This window comes from Lactococcus sp., from assembly GCF_036648155.1.
GTDB lineage: Bacteria > Bacillota > Bacilli > Lactobacillales > Streptococcaceae > Lactococcus > Lactococcus cremoris.
In genome coordinates, this window is record NZ_JAVXIY010000010.1 from 1 (window position 1) to 19,731 (window position 19,731).

Genomic DNA, 19,731 nt, shown 5'->3' on the forward strand with positions numbered 1-19,731 from the left:
TGGGAGTTTAGCTCAGTTGGTTAGAGCACTGTGTTGATAACGCAGGGGTCCCAGGTTCGAATCCTGGAATTCCCATAATGGATATGTAAGGTATCTATTCATTGTTAATAAGCCTATGGGGGGTTACTCAAGAGGCTGAAGAGGACGGTTTGCTAAATCGTTAGGTCGGGAAACCGGCGCGAGGGTTCGAATCCCTTACCCCCCTTTGTTCGACGTCTATTGCTAAATAGGCGTCTTTTAGACTTTAAAGCGATAGAAAATGATAAAAAATTTGAAAGAATCGATTTTATTTTGTGAATGAATAATAAACCAGACTCTTTCCTAAGTGTTATACTTAAGTTGTAATTACTTATTTGAATGTTCATAGTCAAGATGAAAGGGGAGTAGCGAATGGTTTCAGTAGATACTGAAGTTGTGAATGACTTAAAGTCAAAGGTTAATATTGCTGATTTGATTTCACAATATGTTGCCTTAAGTCGCACCGGTAAAAATTATATTGGCTTATGCCCTTTTCATGGCGAAAAAACTCCTTCTTTTAATGTGAATGCAGAAAAAGGATTTTATCATTGTTTTGGTTGTGGTAGGTCTGGAGATGCTATTGAGTTCTTAAAAGAATATAATCAAGTGGGCTTTATTGATGCTGTTAAAGAGTTGGCTAATTTCGCCGGGGTCACTCTTGATATTTCTAATGACAGAGAAGAAAAAACCAATCCTAATGCGCCACTCTATGAAATCAATAATCAGGCTGCTCGTTTATATAATATTCTGTTGATGTCAACAGAATTAGGGGAACGAGCCAGAGACTACCTATCTGAACGGGGGATTACTGATGATGTAATCAAAAGATTTAATATTGGTTTGGCTCCTGAGGAAAATGATTTTATTTTTAAAAACTTATCAAATAAATTTGATGAAGAAGTTATGGCTAACTCAGGACTATTTCATTTTTCAAATAATAGGGTTTTTGATGCTTTTACGAATCGAATCATGTTTCCAATTACCAATGAATACGGTCAAACCATTGGTTTTTCTGGACGAAAATGGCAAGAGAATGATGATTCAAAAGCAAAATATATCAATACATCAGCAACGACAATTTTTGATAAATCTTATGAATTGTGGAATTTAGATAAAGCAAAACCAACTATTTCTAAGCGGCGTGAAGTTTACTTAATGGAAGGTTTCATGGATGTTATTGCGGCTCATAAAGCGGGAATAAATAATGTTGTTGCCTCAATGGGAACGGCTTTGACGGAGAAGCATGTTCGCCGCTTGAAACAAATTGCTAAAAAATTCGTATTAGTATATGATGGAGATTCTGCCGGACAAAACGCCATCTATAAGGCCCTTAATTTGGTTGGTGAATCTGATGTACATATTGTCAAGGTGCCTGAAGGGTTAGACCCGGATGAGTATTCTAAAACATATGGTCTAACAGGTCTATCAGCATTGATGGAAACTGGGCGGATTCAGCCCATTGAGTTCTTGATTGATTTTTTAAGACCTGAAAATTTGGCTAATTTGCAGGTTCAGTTAGATTTTATTGAGCAGATTGCGCCAATGATTGCAAAGCTACAATCGATAACGGCTCAGGATGCTTATATAAGAAAATTAGTTGAGATTTTGCCTGATTTCGAGTATAATCAAGTGGAGCAGGCTGTAAATTTGCGCCGTGAAAATATGAATATTACTGACCATTCTGTCAGTGATTATGGGGCTTCAAATCTAGTTGAAAATTTTGCTGACGAGAGAGATTATTCTAATCTTGATTCGGCCATACCTATTGATTTTGAAGAAATCTTTTATGAAAATAATATTCAACCTCAAGTAGCTGATAGAAGAAATGAACCAGCTCAAGTTTTTCAACCAACGATTCAGGTTCCTAAATTGTCTCGTTCGGAAAGAGCTGAGGAGATGCTCCTTCATCGAATGATTTATCATTCATCTGTTTTGAAAAAATTTTCTCAGGATGAAAATTTTAGATTTGTCCATAAACGTTATCAGGATATATTTGAAAAGATATTACTTGAGGCAATGGTTTATGAGCAGATTGATGAATCCCATTTGGCAAGTGAGTTGTCAGAGGAGCAGCGTAGTCTCTTTTATCAGATTATAAGTTTAGATTTACCAGAGACTGCATCAAGTCAGGAAATTAATGACTTGGTTTCCATTTTTTCAAATGAAATGGAACAAATAAAATTTGAAGAACTTCAGCAACAATTAGCAACTGCAGAAAAAGCAGGAAATAAAGAACGTATGTTAGAGTTAACCCTTCAGATTATTAATCAAAAGAAAAAATTATAATATTTTTTTACTGACAATTGGCTAGTCTATTTAATGACAGTTTTGTCAGTAGTTTTACCCAAAGAGGAGGATCGAATTGGCAGCAAATAAAAAAAGAATAAGTCAAATTTCGAAAGAAACAGGAGTTCAAAACCGTGTCTTGGTTGAGAAAGCCCAAGAAATTGGCTTACTTGTAAAATCACATTCAAGTTCAGTTGGACCTGGTGAGGAACGTCGTCTTCTTGAAGCATTAAATGTTAAACCTGTTGTTGTTGAAAAGATGGATAGTCCTAAAACATTAGCGAGAGTTGAAATCAAAGAAAATGGTGATACTTTTAATGTAAAAGCTTATGAAAAAGCAGTTAAAGGCTATATTACCAAACGTAAACCTTTGGGTGAAGCGCTTGATGAAGAAATCATGGATGAGCTTTCTGTTAAATTTGGAATTGTGGATGATGCTCTTGAAGATTTGTTCAAACAAATTCAAGATGCGGGAATTTCAATTGTGGATAAAGATGGAAATCCAAGTCCTTTGGCTCTTGTAACTGATGAAATTGAAAAAGAAGAAGTTTCAGATACTGCAATGGATGAAATCGTTACGAATGTTCGTATTGATGATCCTGTTCGTATGTATCTTAAAGAAATCGGTCGTTATCCATTGATTTCTCTTGATGAAGAAACGAAACTTGCTGAAGCAATTATTGCTGGTGGTGAAGGGGCAGAATTTGCGAAACAAATGCTTGCCGAAGCCAACTTGCGTTTGGTTGTTTCAATTGCAAAACGTTATTCTGGACGTGGAATGCAATTTTTGGATTTGATTCAAGAAGGAAATATGGGCTTGATGAAAGCTGTGGATAAGTTTGACCACACGAAAGGATTCAAGTTCTCTACCTATGCCACTTGGTGGATTCGCCAAGCGATTACACGTGCAATTGCTGACCAAGCCCGCACGATTCGTATTCCAGTGCATATGGTTGAAACAATCAATAAATTGATTCGTGTTCAACGTAATCTTTTGCAAGAACTCGGACGCGACCCTTCACCTGAAGAAATTGGTAAAGAGTTGCACATGGCGCCAGATAAAGTTCGTGAAGTTCTGAAAATTGCTCAAGAACCAGTATCACTGGAAACACCTATTGGTGAAGAAGATGATTCTCATCTTGGTGACTTCATTGAGGATGATGTCATCGAATCACCTGTTGATTATACAAACCGTATTCTTTTACGTGAACAGTTAGATGAAGTGATGGACACTTTGACTGACCGTGAAGAAAATGTTTTGAGAATGCGATTTGGTCTTGATGATGGACGGATGCATACTTTGGAAGATGTTGGAAAACAATTCAAAGTGACTCGTGAACGTATTCGTCAAATTGAAGCAAAAGCAATCAAAAAACTTCGTCACCCACGTCGTTCTAAACCATTGCGTGACTTTATGTAATTTAAAAACTTACTGATACAATTGTCAGTAAGTTTTTTTATATTTTTTTAGAAATTATAGCTATTAAGAGTCAACAATTTTTATTCAGAGGAGTTTTATGAATCATTTAACCAGTGTGGAAATTTATATTTGGAATTACTTAGAAGAAAATAAGACAAAAGTTATCCAAATGACAGTTGCTCAGATTGCTGAATCTGCTCATGTCAGTCCTTCATCAATCATTCGAACTTTGAAAAAGAAAAATTTTTCTGGTTTTTCTGAATACAAAAATACAGCAAAAATAAAAATGAATACAAATAAATGGATTCACGGCTTATCAGAAAGTGCCAATCAAGTTGTGTCTGAAACGATAGAGGAATTGTTAAGAACGGTGAGGCTACTAGAGAGTGAGAACTTAGCTAAAGTCCTTGAAAATATTTATCAGGCAGATTCTGTCGTAGTTATCTCTCGTGGTTTATCAGTGAGAATAGCCGATTCGTTTGCCAGAGATTTGCAATTTTTAGATGTCAAGGCGGTGAGTCTTTATCAAGACAATATGCAGAATTATCTTAGTAAATTGCCTGAAAATACTTTTCTTGTTGGCCTGAGTTTGTCCGGTGAAACAGAATTGATTGTTGCGACAGCCCTCAAAGCAAAAAGAGAGGGTAAAAAAGTTTTGGCTATTACCGGAAATTATGAAAGCAGATTAGCTCAACAAAGCGATTTATCTTTGTTTGCTTATCAAAAAAAGGCTTCTGGAAAAATTCCAGTTGACTATAATAATATGCTCCCACTAGAACTTATTATTCACCTTTTGATTCAACTTTATACAGAATATAAAGAACAGGGGAGGATTGTTTGATGGTTAGAATTTTACTGACAGATTCTAGTAAAATATGGTCTGTCAGTAAATTTTTTATTATTTAAGAATAAATTCCTGAAATTATAGTAAAATTAGGAATTTATTTCAATGGAGAGTAAGTTATAATTAATTTATCAAAATGAAAGGGGATTCAACATGCTTGGATTCTTAAAACCAGCTCCAGATGCAGAGCAAAAAATCTCAGAGGAAAAAGTTCCCCGTTTATATAAAATTTGGCAAACGCGGGTTCTAATTTCGATAGCAATGGTTTACATTGGTTATTATATTATTCGATTGATTTTCACCGTTCAGCAAAATGATATCTCAAAAGCTTATGGCTTTTCGATGGGACAGATTGGGACAATTCTCTCCATGTTTGGGATTGGCTATGGGATTTCAAAACTCATCATGGGAACTTTGGCTGACCGTGCCAATCCAAATCGTTATGTGGCGACAGGATTGATTGTTTCATCAATCATTAATGCGCTTTATGGGACGACTCAAAGTTTTGGAATGATTGTTTTTCTGATGTTGCTTAACTCAGTCATGCAAGGCATGGGGGCTGCGGCCTGTCAGCGATTGGTCGGCTTATGGTTTGGTCGCAAAGGGAAAGGCTCGATTATGGCGCGCGGAACGGCATTTTCGATTTGGTCATCGGCTCATAATGCAGGAGCCTTCATGTGTGTGGCTGTCATTAATTTATCTGCTTTATTTTTCGGCGCTTCGCTTCAATGGAGTTTTTGGACAGCATCAATTGTCTCGATTGTCATTGCTATCATCGTATTATTTCTTGGCTCTGATCGTCCAACAACAAAGGGATTGCCTACGATTGAAGAATATTCTGGCGATAAAGTGGTCATTAAAGATGGAGAAGTTGTTGAAGGCGATGTTTCTGACGAAAATGTCTTTAAAATTTTCTTTGAGTATATTGTCAAAAACAAACTCGTTTGGGCAGTTATCCTGACTTCACTCTCAATTTATGTGGTGCGTTATGGCATCATGAGTTGGATTCCAAATTATCTGGTCAATGTCAAAGGATTTGATAATTCAACGGCAAAATGGCTGACAGGAATATTTGAACTGGCGGCTGTCCCTGGTGTTATTATCATCGGATTTATTACTGATTTGCTCAAAGGACGTCGGGCCATTATGGTTTTGATTTCATTGATCGCCATGCTTGCTTGTCTAATTACTTATTTTGCGGCAACAAACCACACTTTGATTATCATTGTCTTATTAATTATGGGAACATTTATCTATGCACCGGCGACGATTGTCGGGCTGATGGTCAATGAAGCTGTACCAAAATTTGCCAATGGGATGTCAACGGGTACAATGGGATTCTGTCAGTATATCATTGGGGAAGTGACGGCAACCTTGGTCATTGGATGGGTTGTTCAATCTTATGGCTGGTCAGCTGGAAATATCATTGTTTATGCTTTTGCGGGCATTGCCATTTTGGCTTCAATCTATATCTTGATTCATCAAAATAAATTGTATAAGAAAATTGATAATGCTGCTGAGATTGCAGAATAAAAAAATTACTGACAAGAGACTAGAAATTTACAAGAACTATCCTCTAACAAATGAATCGGTAAAAAATAAACTAATCATCTTATATTTTATAATACTGACAGTTTTGTCAGTATTTTTTATTAAAAATTAACCCGAAAAAGTTCAAAAGACTTGATAAATTTTTCCGAAATGATTATAATAAATTTATCAATGGTCAAATATGGTCAAACTTTTTATATTAAAAAGGGAGAAATGATTTATTGATTTTTTAAATTTGATGTAAAATAAAAGTAAACGTTATCACTTAAATTACAAATTAAGGAGAGAAAATGACGACTACTGTTTATTTTGAAAAAGATGGTGGCATTGATATTGAACTTAAAGGGGCAAGAAAAGTTCTTTCTTTAAGAAAACATATCAGGATTGAACCTGAAAAAGTGGAGAATGTCCAGCTTATTTCTGACTTGAAAAAGCCCAAATTTTATAAAAAAGTAGCGGGAACTAATGGCTGGTGCTATGGTGGGTGGTTTAGAGAAAACGGCGAAAATGAGTTTTGGGATGTCCGTAATAATAATCGAGTTCTAGTCATTACCACAAATAATTTCAAATATAAAAAGCTTTACATCGAAGTTGGTCCCGATTTTAGATTAAATTCTTTCGTAAGTGGAAGATAAAAATTAATTTAAAACTGATTACTGAGAATTAAGAGGAGGAAAGCGATGCTTTGTCAAAATTGTAATATTAATGAAGCGACGATTCACCTTTACACAAGTGTAAATGGTCAGAAAAAACAAATTGATTTGTGCCAAAACTGTTATCAAATTATGAAATCTGGTGGTCAAGAAGCTTTATTTGGCGCAGGAAATGCCTCAAATGGAAATTCTGATGAACCCTTTAATCCGTTTAACGATATCTTCAGTGCTTTGCAAGGTCAAGATTTTAATGGGGCAGCAAGCAATCAAACTCCCCCAACACAAACGGGTGGACGTGGTCCGCGTGGTCCACAAAATCCTCGGGCAAAACAACCTAAAGGGATGCTAGAAGAATTCGGTATTAATGTCACCGAATCAGCTCGGCGTGGCGAAATTGACCCAGTGATTGGTCGTGATGAAGAAATCAAACGTGTTATTGAGATTTTAAATCGCAGAACTAAGAATAATCCAGTGCTAATTGGTGAACCTGGTGTTGGTAAAACAGCAGTTGTTGAAGGTTTAGCACAAAAAATAGTCGATGGCGATGTGCCACAAAAACTACAAAATAAAGAAGTCATTCGTCTTGACGTGGTTTCTCTTGTTCAAGGAACAGGAATCCGTGGACAATTTGAAGAACGGATGCAAAAATTAATGGATGAAATCAGAAAACGTAATGATGTCATTATGTTTATTGATGAAATTCATGAAATTGTCGGTGCTGGTTCTGCTGGCGACGGCAATATGGATGCAGGTAATATCCTAAAACCGGCTCTTGCGCGTGGTGAGCTTCAATTGGTTGGAGCAACAACACTCAACGAATATCGTATTATTGAAAAAGATGCGGCACTTGAACGTCGGATGCAACCGGTCAAAGTAGATGAACCATCAGTTGATGAAACAATTACGATTTTGCGAGGTATTCAAGCACGTTATGAAGATTATCATCATGTGAAATACACTGATGAGGCTATTGAAGCAGCTGCTCATTTGTCAAATCGTTACATTCAAGACCGATTCTTACCAGATAAAGCCATCGACCTTTTAGATGAATCTGGTTCTAAGAAAAATCTGACTTTGAAATTTGTTGACCCTGAGGATATCAATCGTCGAATTGCTGATGCGGAAAATAAGAAAAATGAAGCAACTAAGGCTGAAGATTTTGAAAAAGCCGCTCATTTCCGTGACCAAATCAGTAAACTTCGTGAATTGCAAAAACAAGAAGTTACTGACGAAGATATGCCAGTCATCACTGAAAAAGATATTGAACAAATTGTTGAACAAAAAACACAAATTCCAGTTGGGGATTTGAAAGAAAAAGAACAAACTCAGTTGATTAATTTGGCTGATGATTTGAAAGCACATGTGATTGGTCAAGATGAAGCAGTAGATAAAATATCAAAAGCAATTCGTCGCTCACGTGTAGGTCTTGGCAAACCTAACCGTCCAATTGGTTCTTTCCTTTTTGTTGGTCCAACAGGTGTAGGTAAAACCGAACTTGCTAAACAATTGGCTAAAGAATTATTTGGTTCAAGTGAGAGCATGATTCGTTTTGATATGTCGGAATACATGGAAAAACATTCGGTGGCCAAATTGATTGGTGCGCCTCCAGGATATGTAGGTTATGAAGAAGCGGGTCAATTGACCGAACGTGTTCGTCGTAATCCATACAGTTTGATTTTGCTTGATGAAATTGAAAAAGCTCATCCTGATGTCATGCACATGTTCTTGCAAATTCTTGAAGACGGCCGTCTGACAGATGCACAAGGACGGACAGTATCCTTCAAAGATAGTTTGATTATCATGACTTCAAATGCCGGAACTGGTAAAGTAGAAGCTTCTGTTGGATTTGGTGCAGCCCGCGAAGGACGAACTAAATCAGTGCTTGGTCAACTTGGTGATTTCTTTAGCCCTGAATTCATGAACCGTTTTGACGGAATTATTGAATTCTCTGCTTTAAGCAAAGAAAATCTCCTTAAAATTGTTGATTTAATGCTTGATGAAGTCAATGAACAAATTGGACGTAATGATATTCATCTTAGTGTCACTCAAGCCGCTAAAGAAAAATTAGTGGACTTAGGATATAATCCTGCAATGGGTGCAAGACCTCTTCGTAGAACAATTCAAGAAAATATTGAAGATTCAATTGCTGATTTCTACATTGAACATCCTGAATATAAACAATTGGTAGCTGATTTGATTGATGATAAAATTGTCATTTCTAATCAAACCCAAGAAACAGCAGAAACTACTGACGAAGAAGTTCCTGCCGAATAAAAAGTTTTGTCAGTAAAATAGTATTAGTGACAGAAAAACAAAATAATGAAACAATGAAAAAAATTGCTGACATGAATCTCGTCAGCAATTTTTTCTATTCACAATGAACTGCCATAAATTCTGTCAGTAAATTTTTCAATCCATTTCGTCAATCCACTCATCAAGATAGCCGAGATTGTAATTATATTGGGTTTCGTCAGCAACTTGCGCTAGCGATACATTTGACAAGGTTCTGACAAGAGTATTTTCAATCTCATCAAGCGCAGTTGTAATCGCACAATGTTGTGCTTTACCAGACTCTGCACCAATAAAATTTTGTAAGAGTCCTTGACTTTGAAAAATTCGTCCACGGCCCTCAATGGCCAAGAAGACATCATAAAAACTAATATCATGAAGATCTTTATTGAGGGAGAAGCCGCCATTTTTTCCAGTTGTTGAGCGTAAAAGTCCTTCATCAACGAGCGATTTGATTATTTTCTTGAGATAAGAGGGTGAAACTTTGAGACGATTAGCAAGTGCAATGGATGACATCGTCCGATTTTCAGGAAGTCTTGCCAAAATAAGTAAAACGTAAACAGATTGTTCCCAACCAGATGATAATTTCATAATAAAAACTCCTTAAACATTTTTAGTAAAAAAAATTGACACTAAATAAAAAAAGTAGTATCATTTATATTAGAGATAAGAGATGTCTCTAATAACTATAAATTCATTATTTATATTATACCACAGCAGTTGACCTGAAACAATGTTTCGTATTACGAAGAGTGATATTTGTAGTAGAAAAAGAGAAGTTCTCATCATCTAAATAAAAAAACGGAGGACTACATCATGGTAGTTAAAGTTGGTATTAACGGTTTTGGTCGTATTGGACGTTTGGCATTACGTCGAATTCAAGAAGTCGAAGGAGTTGAAGTAGCGCACATCAATGATTTGACAGATCCAGCAATGCTTGCACATTTACTTAAATATGATACGACTCAAGGACGTTTTAAAGGAACAGTTGAGGTCAAAGAAGATGGTTTTGATGTCAACGGAAAATTTGTGAAAGTCACTGCTGAACGTAATCCAGAAGATATTCAATGGGCTGATTCTGGTGTGGAAATTGTTCTTGAAGCGACAGGTTTCTTTGCGACTAAATAAAAAGCTGAAAAACATTTGCATCCTGGTGGAGCTAAGAAAGTTTTGATTACAGCACCTGGTGGAAATGATGTTAAAACTGTTGTCTTCAACACAAATCACACGATTCTTGATGGAAGTGAAACAGTTATTTCTGCCGGTTCTTGTACTACAAATAGTTTAGCACCAATGGCAGACGCATTAAACAAAAACTTTGGTGTTAAAGGTGGGACAATGACTACTGTCCACTCATACACTGGTGACCAAATGACACTTGATGGTCCACATCGTGGTGGAGATTTCCGCCGTGCGCGTGCTGCAGCTGAAAATATTGTTCCAGCATCAAGTGGAGCGGCTAAAGCAATTGGTCTTGTTTTGCCTGAACTTTCTGGTTTGATGAAAGGACATGCTCAACGCGTTTCAACTCCAACAGGATCAATTACTGAACTTGTTACAGTGCTTGAAAAACATGTCACTGTTGATGAAATCAACGAAGCAATGAAAGCTGCTGCTGATGAAAGCTTTGGCTATAATGTTGATGAAATTGTGTCATCTGACATTATCGGCATGGCTTACGGTTCACTCTTTGATGCGACATTGACTGAAGTGACAGACTTAAAAGACGGTGGACAATTAGTAAAAACTGCTGCTTGGTATGACAATGAAATGAGTTTCACTGCTCAATTAATTCGTACCCTTGAATATTTTGCCAAAATTGCTAAATAAAAATTTATGATTATTATTTCCTGAAGAATTTGTCAGTAGAAATTGCTGACAAAAGCTTTGGGATATCCGTAAACTGCTAAGGCAAGTAAGGATAATCTAAGATTATTTAATGTGAACACAGTAAACGTTAAAGCTGTGGATAAAAAAATTACTGACAGAAGCTTGTCAGTAATTTTTACTTTATTTTTCATTTTTGATGACAAATTCATCAGTGAATTTGCTGATTATTTAACAATAATCATGCCATCTTTAATTTCCCAAGGGTCATTCATATTGATGTGATCATAGAACATGACACCATTAGTGTGGTCAATTTCGTGTTGAACACAAATGGCTGGAAAATCTTTTAAGCGAATTTTTTTCTTTTCGCCTTCTTTGTTGTAGTATTCCACAGTTACACGAGCATGACGAACGACGTAACCTGGAACTTCACGGTCAACAGAAAGACAACCTTCGCCACCTTCAACGGCCGCATCTTGTACGGAATGGCTAACCACTTTTGCATTATACATGATTTCACGCATTTTGTAAGCTTCTTTAGGTGGAATTTCATTTCCTTCTTCATCAACTTCAGGTTCATTAGGAATCAAAACGGCAATGACTTTTTTGAGCAAACCAAGTTGGTTAGCAGCAAGGCCCACTCCGCCACGAAGTCCCATTTTTTCAGCCATAACAGGGTCTTGAGAATTGTGCAAGAATTGCAACATTTTTTCCCCTAAGATGATGTCTTCATCTGATAATGGCAAGGTCACATCATTTGCGACTTCACGTAAGGTTGGGTATCCTTCACGAATAATATCGTCCATGCTAATCATGTGACTTGCTTTAATTAAATTTGCTTGAATTTCATCACGATTCATTATTAATAAAACTTCCTTATCTTTTTTTGAATATAATTCAATTATAGCATATTTTTAGCTGTGAAAATGGTAAAATTGTATTAGAAGATTAATAATGAAATGATTTTTATATCTATAGAATTCAACACTAAAATAAATAAAAAGAGGATAAAAATGAAAGAATACAGACAAAACGTCGCAGCCATTATTCTCAATAAAGAAAACAAAATCTGGCTAGGTAAACGAGCAGACGGAATGAATTGGGGCTTTCCTCAAGGCGGAATTGAAGCAGGAGAAAATCCTGAAAGTGCCATTATCCGAGAACTTTCAGAAGAAATTGGCACGAAAAACTTTGAAATTATTGGACAATATCCAGGAACATTAAAATATGATTTTCCTAAAGACATGAAATTTCCAACATGGACTTATGCAGGTCAAGAACAGCACTATTTTCTTGTTAGATTAGATGAGCAAGCAAAAATTGACCTTGAAAGCCATCCTGAAGAAATTGAGTTTTCAAGCTATCAATTTTTATCTTTAACTGAGATTTTAAAAATAGATTTTGGCTTTAAAAACGAGGTTTATCATCAAGCATTAGATTATTTTTCAAATATCATAGAAAAGAATTAAAGGAAAAAGAATGGCAATAGAAAGAATAACAGATAATAAATTTGAACTGGTTTCAAAATATGACCCAGCTGGTGACCAAGGTCAAGCGATTAGTGAACTCGTAGAAAATATTAAAAATGGAGAAAAAGCGCAAATTTTGCGTGGGGCAACTGGGACAGGAAAAACCTATACGATGAGTCAGGTCATTGCTCAAACAGGAAAACCGACTCTAGTCATGGCTCATAATAAAACACTGGCTGGTCAATTATACAGCGAATTTAAAGAATTTTTCCCAAATAATGCGGTTGAATATTTTGTATCCTATTATGATTACTATCAACCAGAAGCTTATGTACCAAGTTCTGACACATATATTGAAAAAGACAGTTCGGTCAATGATGAAATTGATAAATTGCGTCATAGCGCAACTTCAAGCCTATTAGAGCGTAATGACGTCATTGTTGTGGCCTCTGTTTCTTGTATTTATGGTTTAGGTTCACCCAAAGAGTATCAAGATTCAGTCGTTTCATTGCGACCAGGACAAGAAATTTCTCGAGACCAACTTTTAAACGATTTGGTAGGGATTCAATTTGAGCGCAATGATATTGACTTTCAACGGGGCTGTTTCCGGGTTCGTGGGGATGTTGTAGAAGTCTTTCCAGCCTCTCGTGATGAGCATGCCTTCCGTGTTGAATTTTTCGGCGATGAAATTGACCGCATTCGTGAAATTGAAGTATTGACTGGACAAGTTTTAGGTGAAGTGGACCATTTGGCAATTTTCCCAGCCACTCACTTTATGACAAATGACGACCGCATGGAAGAGTCCATTGCCAAAATTGAAGCGGAATTAGAAGCACAATTGAAAGTTTTCCGTTCAGAAGGAAAGCTTCTTGAAGCTCAACGTTTAGAACAAAGAACTAACTATGATATTGAAATGCTTCGTGAAATGGGTTATTGTAATGGGGTCGAAAACTATTCGCGTCATATGGACGGACGTGAGGAAGGCGAACCGCCTTATACCTTGCTTGATTTCTTCCCTGATGATTTCATGATTATGATTGATGAATCACACATGACAATGGGACAAGTTAAAGGAATGTATAACGGTGACAGAGCTCGTAAAGAAATGCTCTGTAACTATGGATTCCGTCTGCCTTCAGCCCTTGATAACCGTCCTTTAAAACGTGAAGAATTTGAAAGCCATGTTCACCAAATTGTTTATGTATCAGCGACTCCTGGCGATTATGAAATGGAACAGACCGATACCATTGTGGAACAAATTATTCGTCCGACAGGTCTGTTAGACCCTGTCGTAGAAGTTCGACCAATGATGGGACAAATTGACGATTTAGTGGGTGAAATTCATAAACGAGCTGAGAAAAATGAGCGAGTTTTTGTCACGACTTTGACGAAAAAAATGTCTGAAGATTTGACTGCCTACTTCAAAGAAATGGGGATTAAAGTCAAATATATGCACTCAGATATCAAAACCTTAGAACGAACCGAAATTATTCGCGATTTACGTTTAGGAGTGTTTGATGTTCTGGTGGGAATTAATTTGCTTCGTGAAGGGATTGACGTTCCCGAAGTTTCTTTAGTAGCGATTTTGGACGCGGACAAAGAAGGATTTTTGCGAAATGAACGTGGTTTGATTCAAACCATTGGCCGTGCGGCGCGTAATAGTGAAGGTCATGTTATTCTTTATTCTGACATGGCTAAAGCCCTTGACGAAAATGAACCGGCAGATAAAGAAATCTTAGATAGTGGTTATTATACAGAATACGAGGGGCAAAAATATAAAATTACACGTTCGATGAAACATGCAATGGATGAAACGGCAAGACGTCGTGACATTCAAATGGCGTATAATGAAGAACATGGAATTACACCTCAAACCATCAAAAAAGAAATTCGTGATTTGATTGCTATTACTAAGAAAACAGATTCTGGTGAGCTGGAAGAAGTTGATGCAAGTGTGATGAATAAGAAAGAACGCAAAGCTTTAGTCAAAAAACTTGAAAAAGAAATGCAACAAGCAGCAGCTGCGCTTGATTTTGAAGGAGCAGCTCAATTACGTGATATGGTTTTAGAATTAAGAGCAATGGATTAAAAAACTAATAAAAATTCACTTTAAAAGTGAATTTTTATTTTATATAAAGTATAATAGTACAGGTTTTTTCCTGTTTAATCGCCTTTTTTAAATAATTATAAAATAAATATGCATTAATTCTTGACAAAACAAAAATAAATTGTATAATTATACTTATTCTATTTATAAAAGAGGTTTAAGGATGAACAAGAACGTGAAGAAAATGACATTGGGATTAGTTGGTTTGGCTGCGGTAGCAACATTGGTAGCTTGTGGAAATGGAAAATCGGCTACTAATCAAGTGGATAAAGTAAAAAAAGCTGGTGTATTAAAAGTCGCTTTATCCCCAGATTATCCACCCTTTGAATTCCAAATGATTAAAGATGGTAAGAATACTGTCGTAGGTTCTGATGTGGATTTAGCCAATGCAATTGGTAAAAAGTTAGGTGTTAAAGTTAAGATTGAAAGTATGGACTTTAATAATGTTTTAGCTAGTTTAAATACAGGAAAGGCAGATATTGCTATCTCAGGTATTTCAAAAGAACCTAGTCGTGAAAAATCTGTTAATTTTTCTGATGTCTATTATACAGCAAGCAATTATTTAGTAGTAAAAAAATCTGATTTAAGTAAATATAGTTCAGTAGATGACTTTAAAGGAAAAAAAGTAGCGGCTCAAAAAGGTTCCATTCAAGAAGGAATTGTAACCAGCCAATTTAAAGGAGCAACAGAGATTGCTTTGCCTCAAATCGGTGATGAAATCAATGAAGTTAAAGGTGGACAGGTTCAAGGAGCAGTCATTGAAAATTTGATTGCCAAAAGTTATGTTGCGGCCAATTCAGATTTGGCGATTGCGAATGTTGAAGTTAAAACACCAAAAGATAGTTATGGTTCAGCAGTTGCACTCCCTAAAGGATCAGATGAATTAACAAAGGTTGTCAATTCTGTGATTAAAGAAGAATTAAAGAATGGACAAATTAATAAAGATATTCAAAAGAACTATACTCTTTCTGAAAATAACAAATAGTTTGGTGGAAATTTATGGAAAAAGCGGTAGAATTGTTAAAAAGTTTGGTTGATATTCCATCAAGTTCAGGAAATGAATCAGAAATCTTAATCTATCTTGAAAAGTGGTTGATTAAAGAAGGCTTTGATTTTGTTGTTCGTGAGGAAACTTTTGTTGCTGGACAGATTAAGGCAAATGTTAACAACGGACAAAAAAAAGAAGCTATTATCCTAACTGGTCATGTTGATACTGTCGTTTCAGGTCATTTAGCTGACTGGAAATTTTCACCTACCGATGCAAGAGTAGAAGAGGGAAAACTCTTTGGACTTGGTGCGAGTGACATGAAGGGTGGCGATGTTGGGAATTTACTTGCTGCTGCAAGTTTTATCGGTCAAGATTTAAGTCAAGATATTTGGGTCGTTGGGACGGCTAACGAAGAGCTCGACGGGAAGGGTTCAGAAGATTTTGCGCGATATTTCAGTCAAAATTGGTCTTATGAGTCTGCTCTTTGTATTATTGCAGAACCTACTGATTTAGAGAAGATTTATATTGGGCAACGTGGAAATCATTTTATGAAGCTGCATTTTTTTGGAAAGGCTGGTCATGCTTCGGTACAAGAGCATTTTCAAGAAAGTGCTTTAGGTGATGTTACTTATTTTTTGGCAAATATTGAACAGATTTTTGAAGAGTTGAAGACTTATAAAAATAATCAGCTACATGTGCCGACTTTTGTTGTGACATCTATTTCTGCCGGTGACGAGAAGTCTCCCAATAAAACAGCTGATTTTGCTGATCTGGTTGTTGACTGCCGATTGACACCTGAACTGGAGTTAGTTTTTGAACAAGTAATGACTGATTTAGCGGCCAAATATCATTTTACTTACGAGGATATTGTGACACCTGTTTTATCAACTTTGACGGATAATCAAGCCCCCTTTATCCAATTGCTGACTGACTTATCAGGACGCAAACGACAGGGGCCTCAGGCTCTAATGACCAAGGATTTTTTGAAAATGTTGGAATCAGAACAGTTGTTTTTGGGCCTGGTCAGCATGACCAATGTCATATTGCTAATGAGTATATTCTATTGGAAAAACTAGAGAAGCATATTGAAATTTTACAATCATTCATCAAAAAAATGCAAGAAATTTACTGACAGAGCCGTTTTAACTAAAAAAATTACTGACAAGTTCTGTCAGTAATTTTTTTAGTTAGTTTGTTCAGCTGCTTCATCAACGATAAAGGTGAACTGACAAGTGGTTACTTTCTTACCATCAACATAAGCTGCGGCATCAGCAGTTCCTACTTTTCCACGGAACTTTGTAATTTCAAATTCAAGTTTCATGACATCACCAGGAGTCACTTTTTGGCGGAATTTCGCCTTATCAATTGCTCCAATGTAAGCCATTTTCCCTTGGAATTCTTCTTTTTTAAGAATCAAAATTGAACCTGCTTGAGCGAGTGATTCAAGAATCAAAACGCCAGGGAAGGTTGGATTTCCTGGGAAATGTCCATTGAAAACTTCTTCATTGATTGTTACATTTTTAGTGGCAACAATTTTATTTTCAGAAATTTCATCAACGTAGTCAATGAACATAATAGGATAGCGGTTCGGAATAACTTCCATCACTTCTGTAGCAGTCATAGCGTATTTTTTAGTCATTTTTTATTCCTTTTCTTCTTAAAAATTAATGAAAAGCCCGAGTAATCAGGCGAAAAGAGGCGTCACTCTAACTTGACAGTTCAAGATTTTTAAGTTAAAATTTTATGTATCAAGTATTTTGATATACAAAACCTTTTACAATTAATATTATCAATTTCTTGTGAGAGTGTCAACTTTTTTATATGAGTTGCAAAGGTAAAGAGATTAAATTTTTCTTTTTTTATTTATTAGTCGCTGAAACCTTATTATTTTAAAGAAAAGGACTTATTTTATTTATGTTTTTAGAAGGTAAAAAAATTGTTATCATGGGCGTTGCTAACAATAAATCTATTGCGTGGGGCTGTGCCAAAGCAATGAAAGATCAAGGCGCAACATTGATTTATACTTACCAAAACGAACGAATGGAAAAACAATTGGCCAAATTGGCTGAACCAGAAGATTTGCTCATCGAATGTGATGTGACTTCTGATGAATCTATTCGTCGTGCTTTTGGGACAATCGAAGCGCGTGTTGGTAAAATTGACGGGCTTGTTCATGCAGTTGCTTACTCTAAAAAAGAAGAGCTTGGTGGAAATGTCACAGATATCTCTCGTGATGGTTATGCACTTGCTCAAGATATTTCAGCTTATAGCTTACTTGCTGTTGCTAAAGCAGCGAAACCTTTGCTTAAAAAAGGTTCTGGTATCGTAACCTTGACTTACATGGGTTCAGTTCGCGCCATTCCTAACTACAACGTTATGGGAATTGCTAAAGCTGCCCTTGAATCTACTGTTCGCTATCTTGCTGCTGAAATGGCACATGTGGGTGTTCATGTTAACGGGATCTCTGCAGGAGCAATTAAAACACTTGCTGTTTCAGGAGTTTCAGGTTACAAAGATTTGATTAAAGAATCTGACAGCCGGACAGCTGACGGTGTTGGTGTGACAATCGAAGAAGTTGGTCAAACAGCTGCCTTCCTTGTTAGCCCACTTGCTTCAGGTGTCATTGGTGATATTGTTTATGTTGATAAAGGGGTTCATTTAACATAAGACAAATATAAAAAAATACTGACAGAAATTCTGTCAGTGTTTTTTTATATCTTTTACTAGCCAAGAATCATGAATTTCTTGATGAATTACTGTTGATGAGCCTGTCAGTAAATTTTTTATTTGCATTTTCCGATGAGGAATCATGAAAAAGGGCAGGTGATTTGGTGAGAAAAATCGGACAGCAGCGGTTTCTTCTCCGTAATCAATAGAATGTCCACCGATGATTCTTCCGGAAAAAATATACTGATGGTCATCAAGTTCGGGATTGAAGTAAATTCCTGATAAATTATCTAGTTTAATCTTGAAGCCTGTTTCTTCAAAAGATTCACGAATGGCAGCTTCTTCAATTTTTTCGGTAAGTTCGACACGACCACCCGGTAAATCCCAGAGTGGAAAATCTCGACGTTTGACTAATAAAATTTTATCTTCATCATTTTGGCAAATGACAAAAGCACCTAAAGTTTTCATGAGTTCAGTCTAGCACAAAAGAACTTTACTGACAAGTCAGTCAGTTCATACGAACAAAAAAATATTGAATAGAGAAATAAAAAATCACTGACAGAAATTCTATCAGTAATTTTTTTATATCTGTCAGTAAAATTTACTTACGATTTTGTTTACCAGCATTTCGTCCACCAGATTTACGTTCTTTTTCATTGCGTTCACTTGTGATAGCTTTGAAATTTTCTTGAACAGAAGTAGGGGTAACATCTTTGATGCCTTCGTCATTAATTTTTGGAGGATTTTTAGTAAATTCCTCATCAATACGACGGCGCATTCTTGGTTTCATGATAAAGGTAATGATGACTTGTTGAATCACAATTACAAAACCACCAACTGCCCAGTAAAGTGCAACACCTGCAGGTGACATGAATGAGAAGACAACAATCATTGCTGGACTCATAATCAACATGGCCATTCCTGATTTCTTTTGTTCAGGAGTCATTGACAAGGTTGAAATCCATGTTTGAATGAAGTAGAGTACACCAGAAATAATTACCAAGACAATACTAGGATGTCCTAAAGGAATACCATAAAATGTTGAACTTGAGATTCCTGTTGTGTAAGCTGCTGCATTGTAGAGAGCAATGAAGAAAGGCCACTGAATAAGCATTGGTAAGCAACCGATAGATGAAAGCATATTAATGCCATTATCCTTTTGGGCGGCCATCAAGGCTTGTTGTGCTGCCATTTTTTCTTCAGGCGTTTGGGCTTTTTTCAATCGTTCTTGTAAAGGAGCAAACACAGGAGCGAGATAGGCCATTTTTTCTTGCATATAAGTTGATTTGTAAGCTTGATTCAAACCTAATGGCAAAATGAGGAAACGGATAATCAAAGTGACGAAAATGATTCCCCAACCATAACCAAGATGTAAATTATTGGCGAATAGGTCAACAAAAGCAGACATGGGACGAACCAAAAGATTGTAAGTAATCCCATGAGTAGCCGCTTCCGTTGGAACACGGACTCCATCAACAACGTGTGTTTGCACACAACCAGAAAGGAGTAACAATCCGGCTGTCATTAAACCAGTCAATGTTAATTTCTTTTTCAAATTTTTCAATATAAGTTCACCTTCTATAAATTAAACATACTTACCTATTTTACC

16 protein-coding genes, 2 tRNA genes and 2 pseudogenes are annotated in these 19,731 nt (G+C 36.3%); 15 read left to right on the plus strand and 5 right to left on the minus strand.

Features of this window, described 5'->3' with window-relative positions; all coding sequences use genetic code 11:
• The first annotated feature begins 1 nt into the window (after position 1).
• From RSC39_RS10200 to RSC39_RS10235, 8 genes are all read left to right on the plus strand, one after another.
• Positions 2-75 (plus strand) — tRNA-Ile (locus tag RSC39_RS10200).
• Between the two features lie 42 nt (positions 76-117).
• Positions 118-205, plus strand: a tRNA-Ser gene (locus RSC39_RS10205).
• A 185-nt stretch (positions 206-390) separates the two neighbouring features.
• Positions 391-2,304 (plus strand): DNA primase, encoded by a 1,914-nt coding sequence (dnaG, locus tag RSC39_RS10210; RefSeq protein ID WP_332536988.1) that lies wholly within the window; start codon positions 391-393, stop codon positions 2,302-2,304.
• A gap of 76 nt (positions 2,305-2,380) precedes the next feature.
• Positions 2,381-3,724: an RNA polymerase sigma factor RpoD gene (gene rpoD, locus RSC39_RS10215; protein ID WP_011675564.1), complete on the plus strand. Its 1,344-nt coding sequence runs from the start codon at positions 2,381-2,383 to the stop codon at positions 3,722-3,724.
• A gap of 97 nt (positions 3,725-3,821) precedes the next feature.
• The gene (locus RSC39_RS10220) at positions 3,822-4,565 is read left to right on the plus strand and encodes a MurR/RpiR family transcriptional regulator (RefSeq protein ID WP_332536991.1); all 744 of its coding nucleotides are present in this window, start codon (positions 3,822-3,824) and stop codon (positions 4,563-4,565) included.
• Positions 4,566-4,721: 156 nt separating this feature from the next.
• Entirely contained in the window at positions 4,722-6,101 is a 1,380-nt protein-coding gene (locus tag RSC39_RS10225) for an MFS transporter (protein ID WP_332536993.1), read from the plus strand.
• A 308-nt stretch (positions 6,102-6,409) separates the two neighbouring features.
• Positions 6,410-6,754 carry a hypothetical protein gene (locus tag RSC39_RS10230; RefSeq protein WP_332536995.1) on the plus strand — a complete coding sequence of 115 codons (345 nt, stop codon included), beginning with the start codon at positions 6,410-6,412 and terminating at the stop codon, positions 6,752-6,754.
• A gap of 45 nt (positions 6,755-6,799) precedes the next feature.
• The gene (locus RSC39_RS10235; protein WP_332536997.1) at positions 6,800-9,046 is read left to right on the plus strand and encodes an ATP-dependent Clp protease ATP-binding subunit; all 2,247 of its coding nucleotides are present in this window, start codon (positions 6,800-6,802) and stop codon (positions 9,044-9,046) included.
• Positions 9,047-9,181: 135 nt separating this feature from the next.
• On the opposite strand, the gene RSC39_RS10240 is transcribed toward RSC39_RS10235, so the two are convergent.
• Entirely contained in the window at positions 9,182-9,652 is a 471-nt protein-coding gene (locus RSC39_RS10240; RefSeq protein WP_011834564.1) for an Rrf2 family transcriptional regulator, read from the minus strand.
• 225 nt (positions 9,653-9,877) lie between these two features.
• On the opposite strand from RSC39_RS10240, the pseudogene gap reads away from it, so the two are divergent.
• Positions 9,878-10,891 (plus strand): annotated as a pseudogene (gene gap, locus RSC39_RS10245) (type I glyceraldehyde-3-phosphate dehydrogenase).
• Positions 10,892-11,115: 224 nt separating this feature from the next.
• Here the strand turns inward: gap and def are convergent.
• Complete coding sequence (gene def / locus RSC39_RS10250) at positions 11,116-11,751, minus strand: peptide deformylase (RefSeq protein WP_011675571.1); 636 nt, start codon at positions 11,749-11,751, stop codon at positions 11,116-11,118.
• 153 nt (positions 11,752-11,904) lie between these two features.
• On the opposite strand from def, the gene RSC39_RS10255 reads away from it, so the two are divergent.
• From RSC39_RS10255 to RSC39_RS10275, 5 genes and pseudogenes are all read left to right on the plus strand, one after another.
• Positions 11,905-12,360, plus strand: a complete 456-nt coding sequence (locus tag RSC39_RS10255) for an RNA pyrophosphohydrolase (protein WP_043736105.1) — start codon at positions 11,905-11,907, stop codon at positions 12,358-12,360.
• 10 nt (positions 12,361-12,370) lie between these two features.
• Positions 12,371-14,449, plus strand: a complete 2,079-nt coding sequence (gene uvrB / locus RSC39_RS10260) for an excinuclease ABC subunit UvrB (protein ID WP_332537000.1) — start codon at positions 12,371-12,373, stop codon at positions 14,447-14,449.
• A gap of 193 nt (positions 14,450-14,642) precedes the next feature.
• Positions 14,643-15,452, plus strand: coding sequence for an ABC transporter substrate-binding protein (locus RSC39_RS10265; protein ID WP_332537069.1), 810 nt, complete (start codon positions 14,643-14,645; stop codon positions 15,450-15,452).
• 14 nt (positions 15,453-15,466) lie between these two features.
• Positions 15,467-16,330, plus strand: a pseudogene (locus RSC39_RS10270) (M20 family metallopeptidase); the annotation flags it as partial.
• A gap of 122 nt (positions 16,331-16,452) precedes the next feature.
• On the plus strand, positions 16,453-16,587 hold the full coding sequence (locus tag RSC39_RS10275; protein WP_332537071.1) for a hypothetical protein: 135 nt from the start codon (positions 16,453-16,455) through the stop codon (positions 16,585-16,587).
• Between the two features lie 51 nt (positions 16,588-16,638).
• Here RSC39_RS10275 and fabZ read toward each other — a convergent pair whose 3' ends face one another.
• Positions 16,639-17,094 carry a 3-hydroxyacyl-ACP dehydratase FabZ gene (gene fabZ, locus RSC39_RS10280; RefSeq protein ID WP_011675575.1) on the minus strand — a complete coding sequence of 152 codons (456 nt, stop codon included), beginning with the start codon at positions 17,092-17,094 and terminating at the stop codon, positions 16,639-16,641.
• A 275-nt stretch (positions 17,095-17,369) separates the two neighbouring features.
• On the opposite strand from fabZ, the gene fabI reads away from it, so the two are divergent.
• Positions 17,370-18,122, plus strand: a complete 753-nt coding sequence (gene fabI / locus RSC39_RS10285) for an enoyl-ACP reductase FabI (RefSeq protein WP_011834571.1) — start codon at positions 17,370-17,372, stop codon at positions 18,120-18,122.
• A gap of 33 nt (positions 18,123-18,155) precedes the next feature.
• On the opposite strand, the gene RSC39_RS10290 is transcribed toward fabI, so the two are convergent.
• Together RSC39_RS10290 and yidC are read right to left on the minus strand one after the other, a co-directional pair.
• On the minus strand, positions 18,156-18,590 hold the full coding sequence (locus RSC39_RS10290; RefSeq protein WP_332537003.1) for an NUDIX domain-containing protein: 435 nt from the start codon (positions 18,588-18,590) through the stop codon (positions 18,156-18,158).
• A 133-nt stretch (positions 18,591-18,723) separates the two neighbouring features.
• Positions 18,724-19,686, minus strand: a complete 963-nt coding sequence (gene yidC, locus RSC39_RS10295) for a membrane protein insertase YidC (protein ID WP_011834572.1) — start codon at positions 19,684-19,686, stop codon at positions 18,724-18,726.
• Between the last annotated feature and the right edge of the window lie 45 nt (positions 19,687-19,731).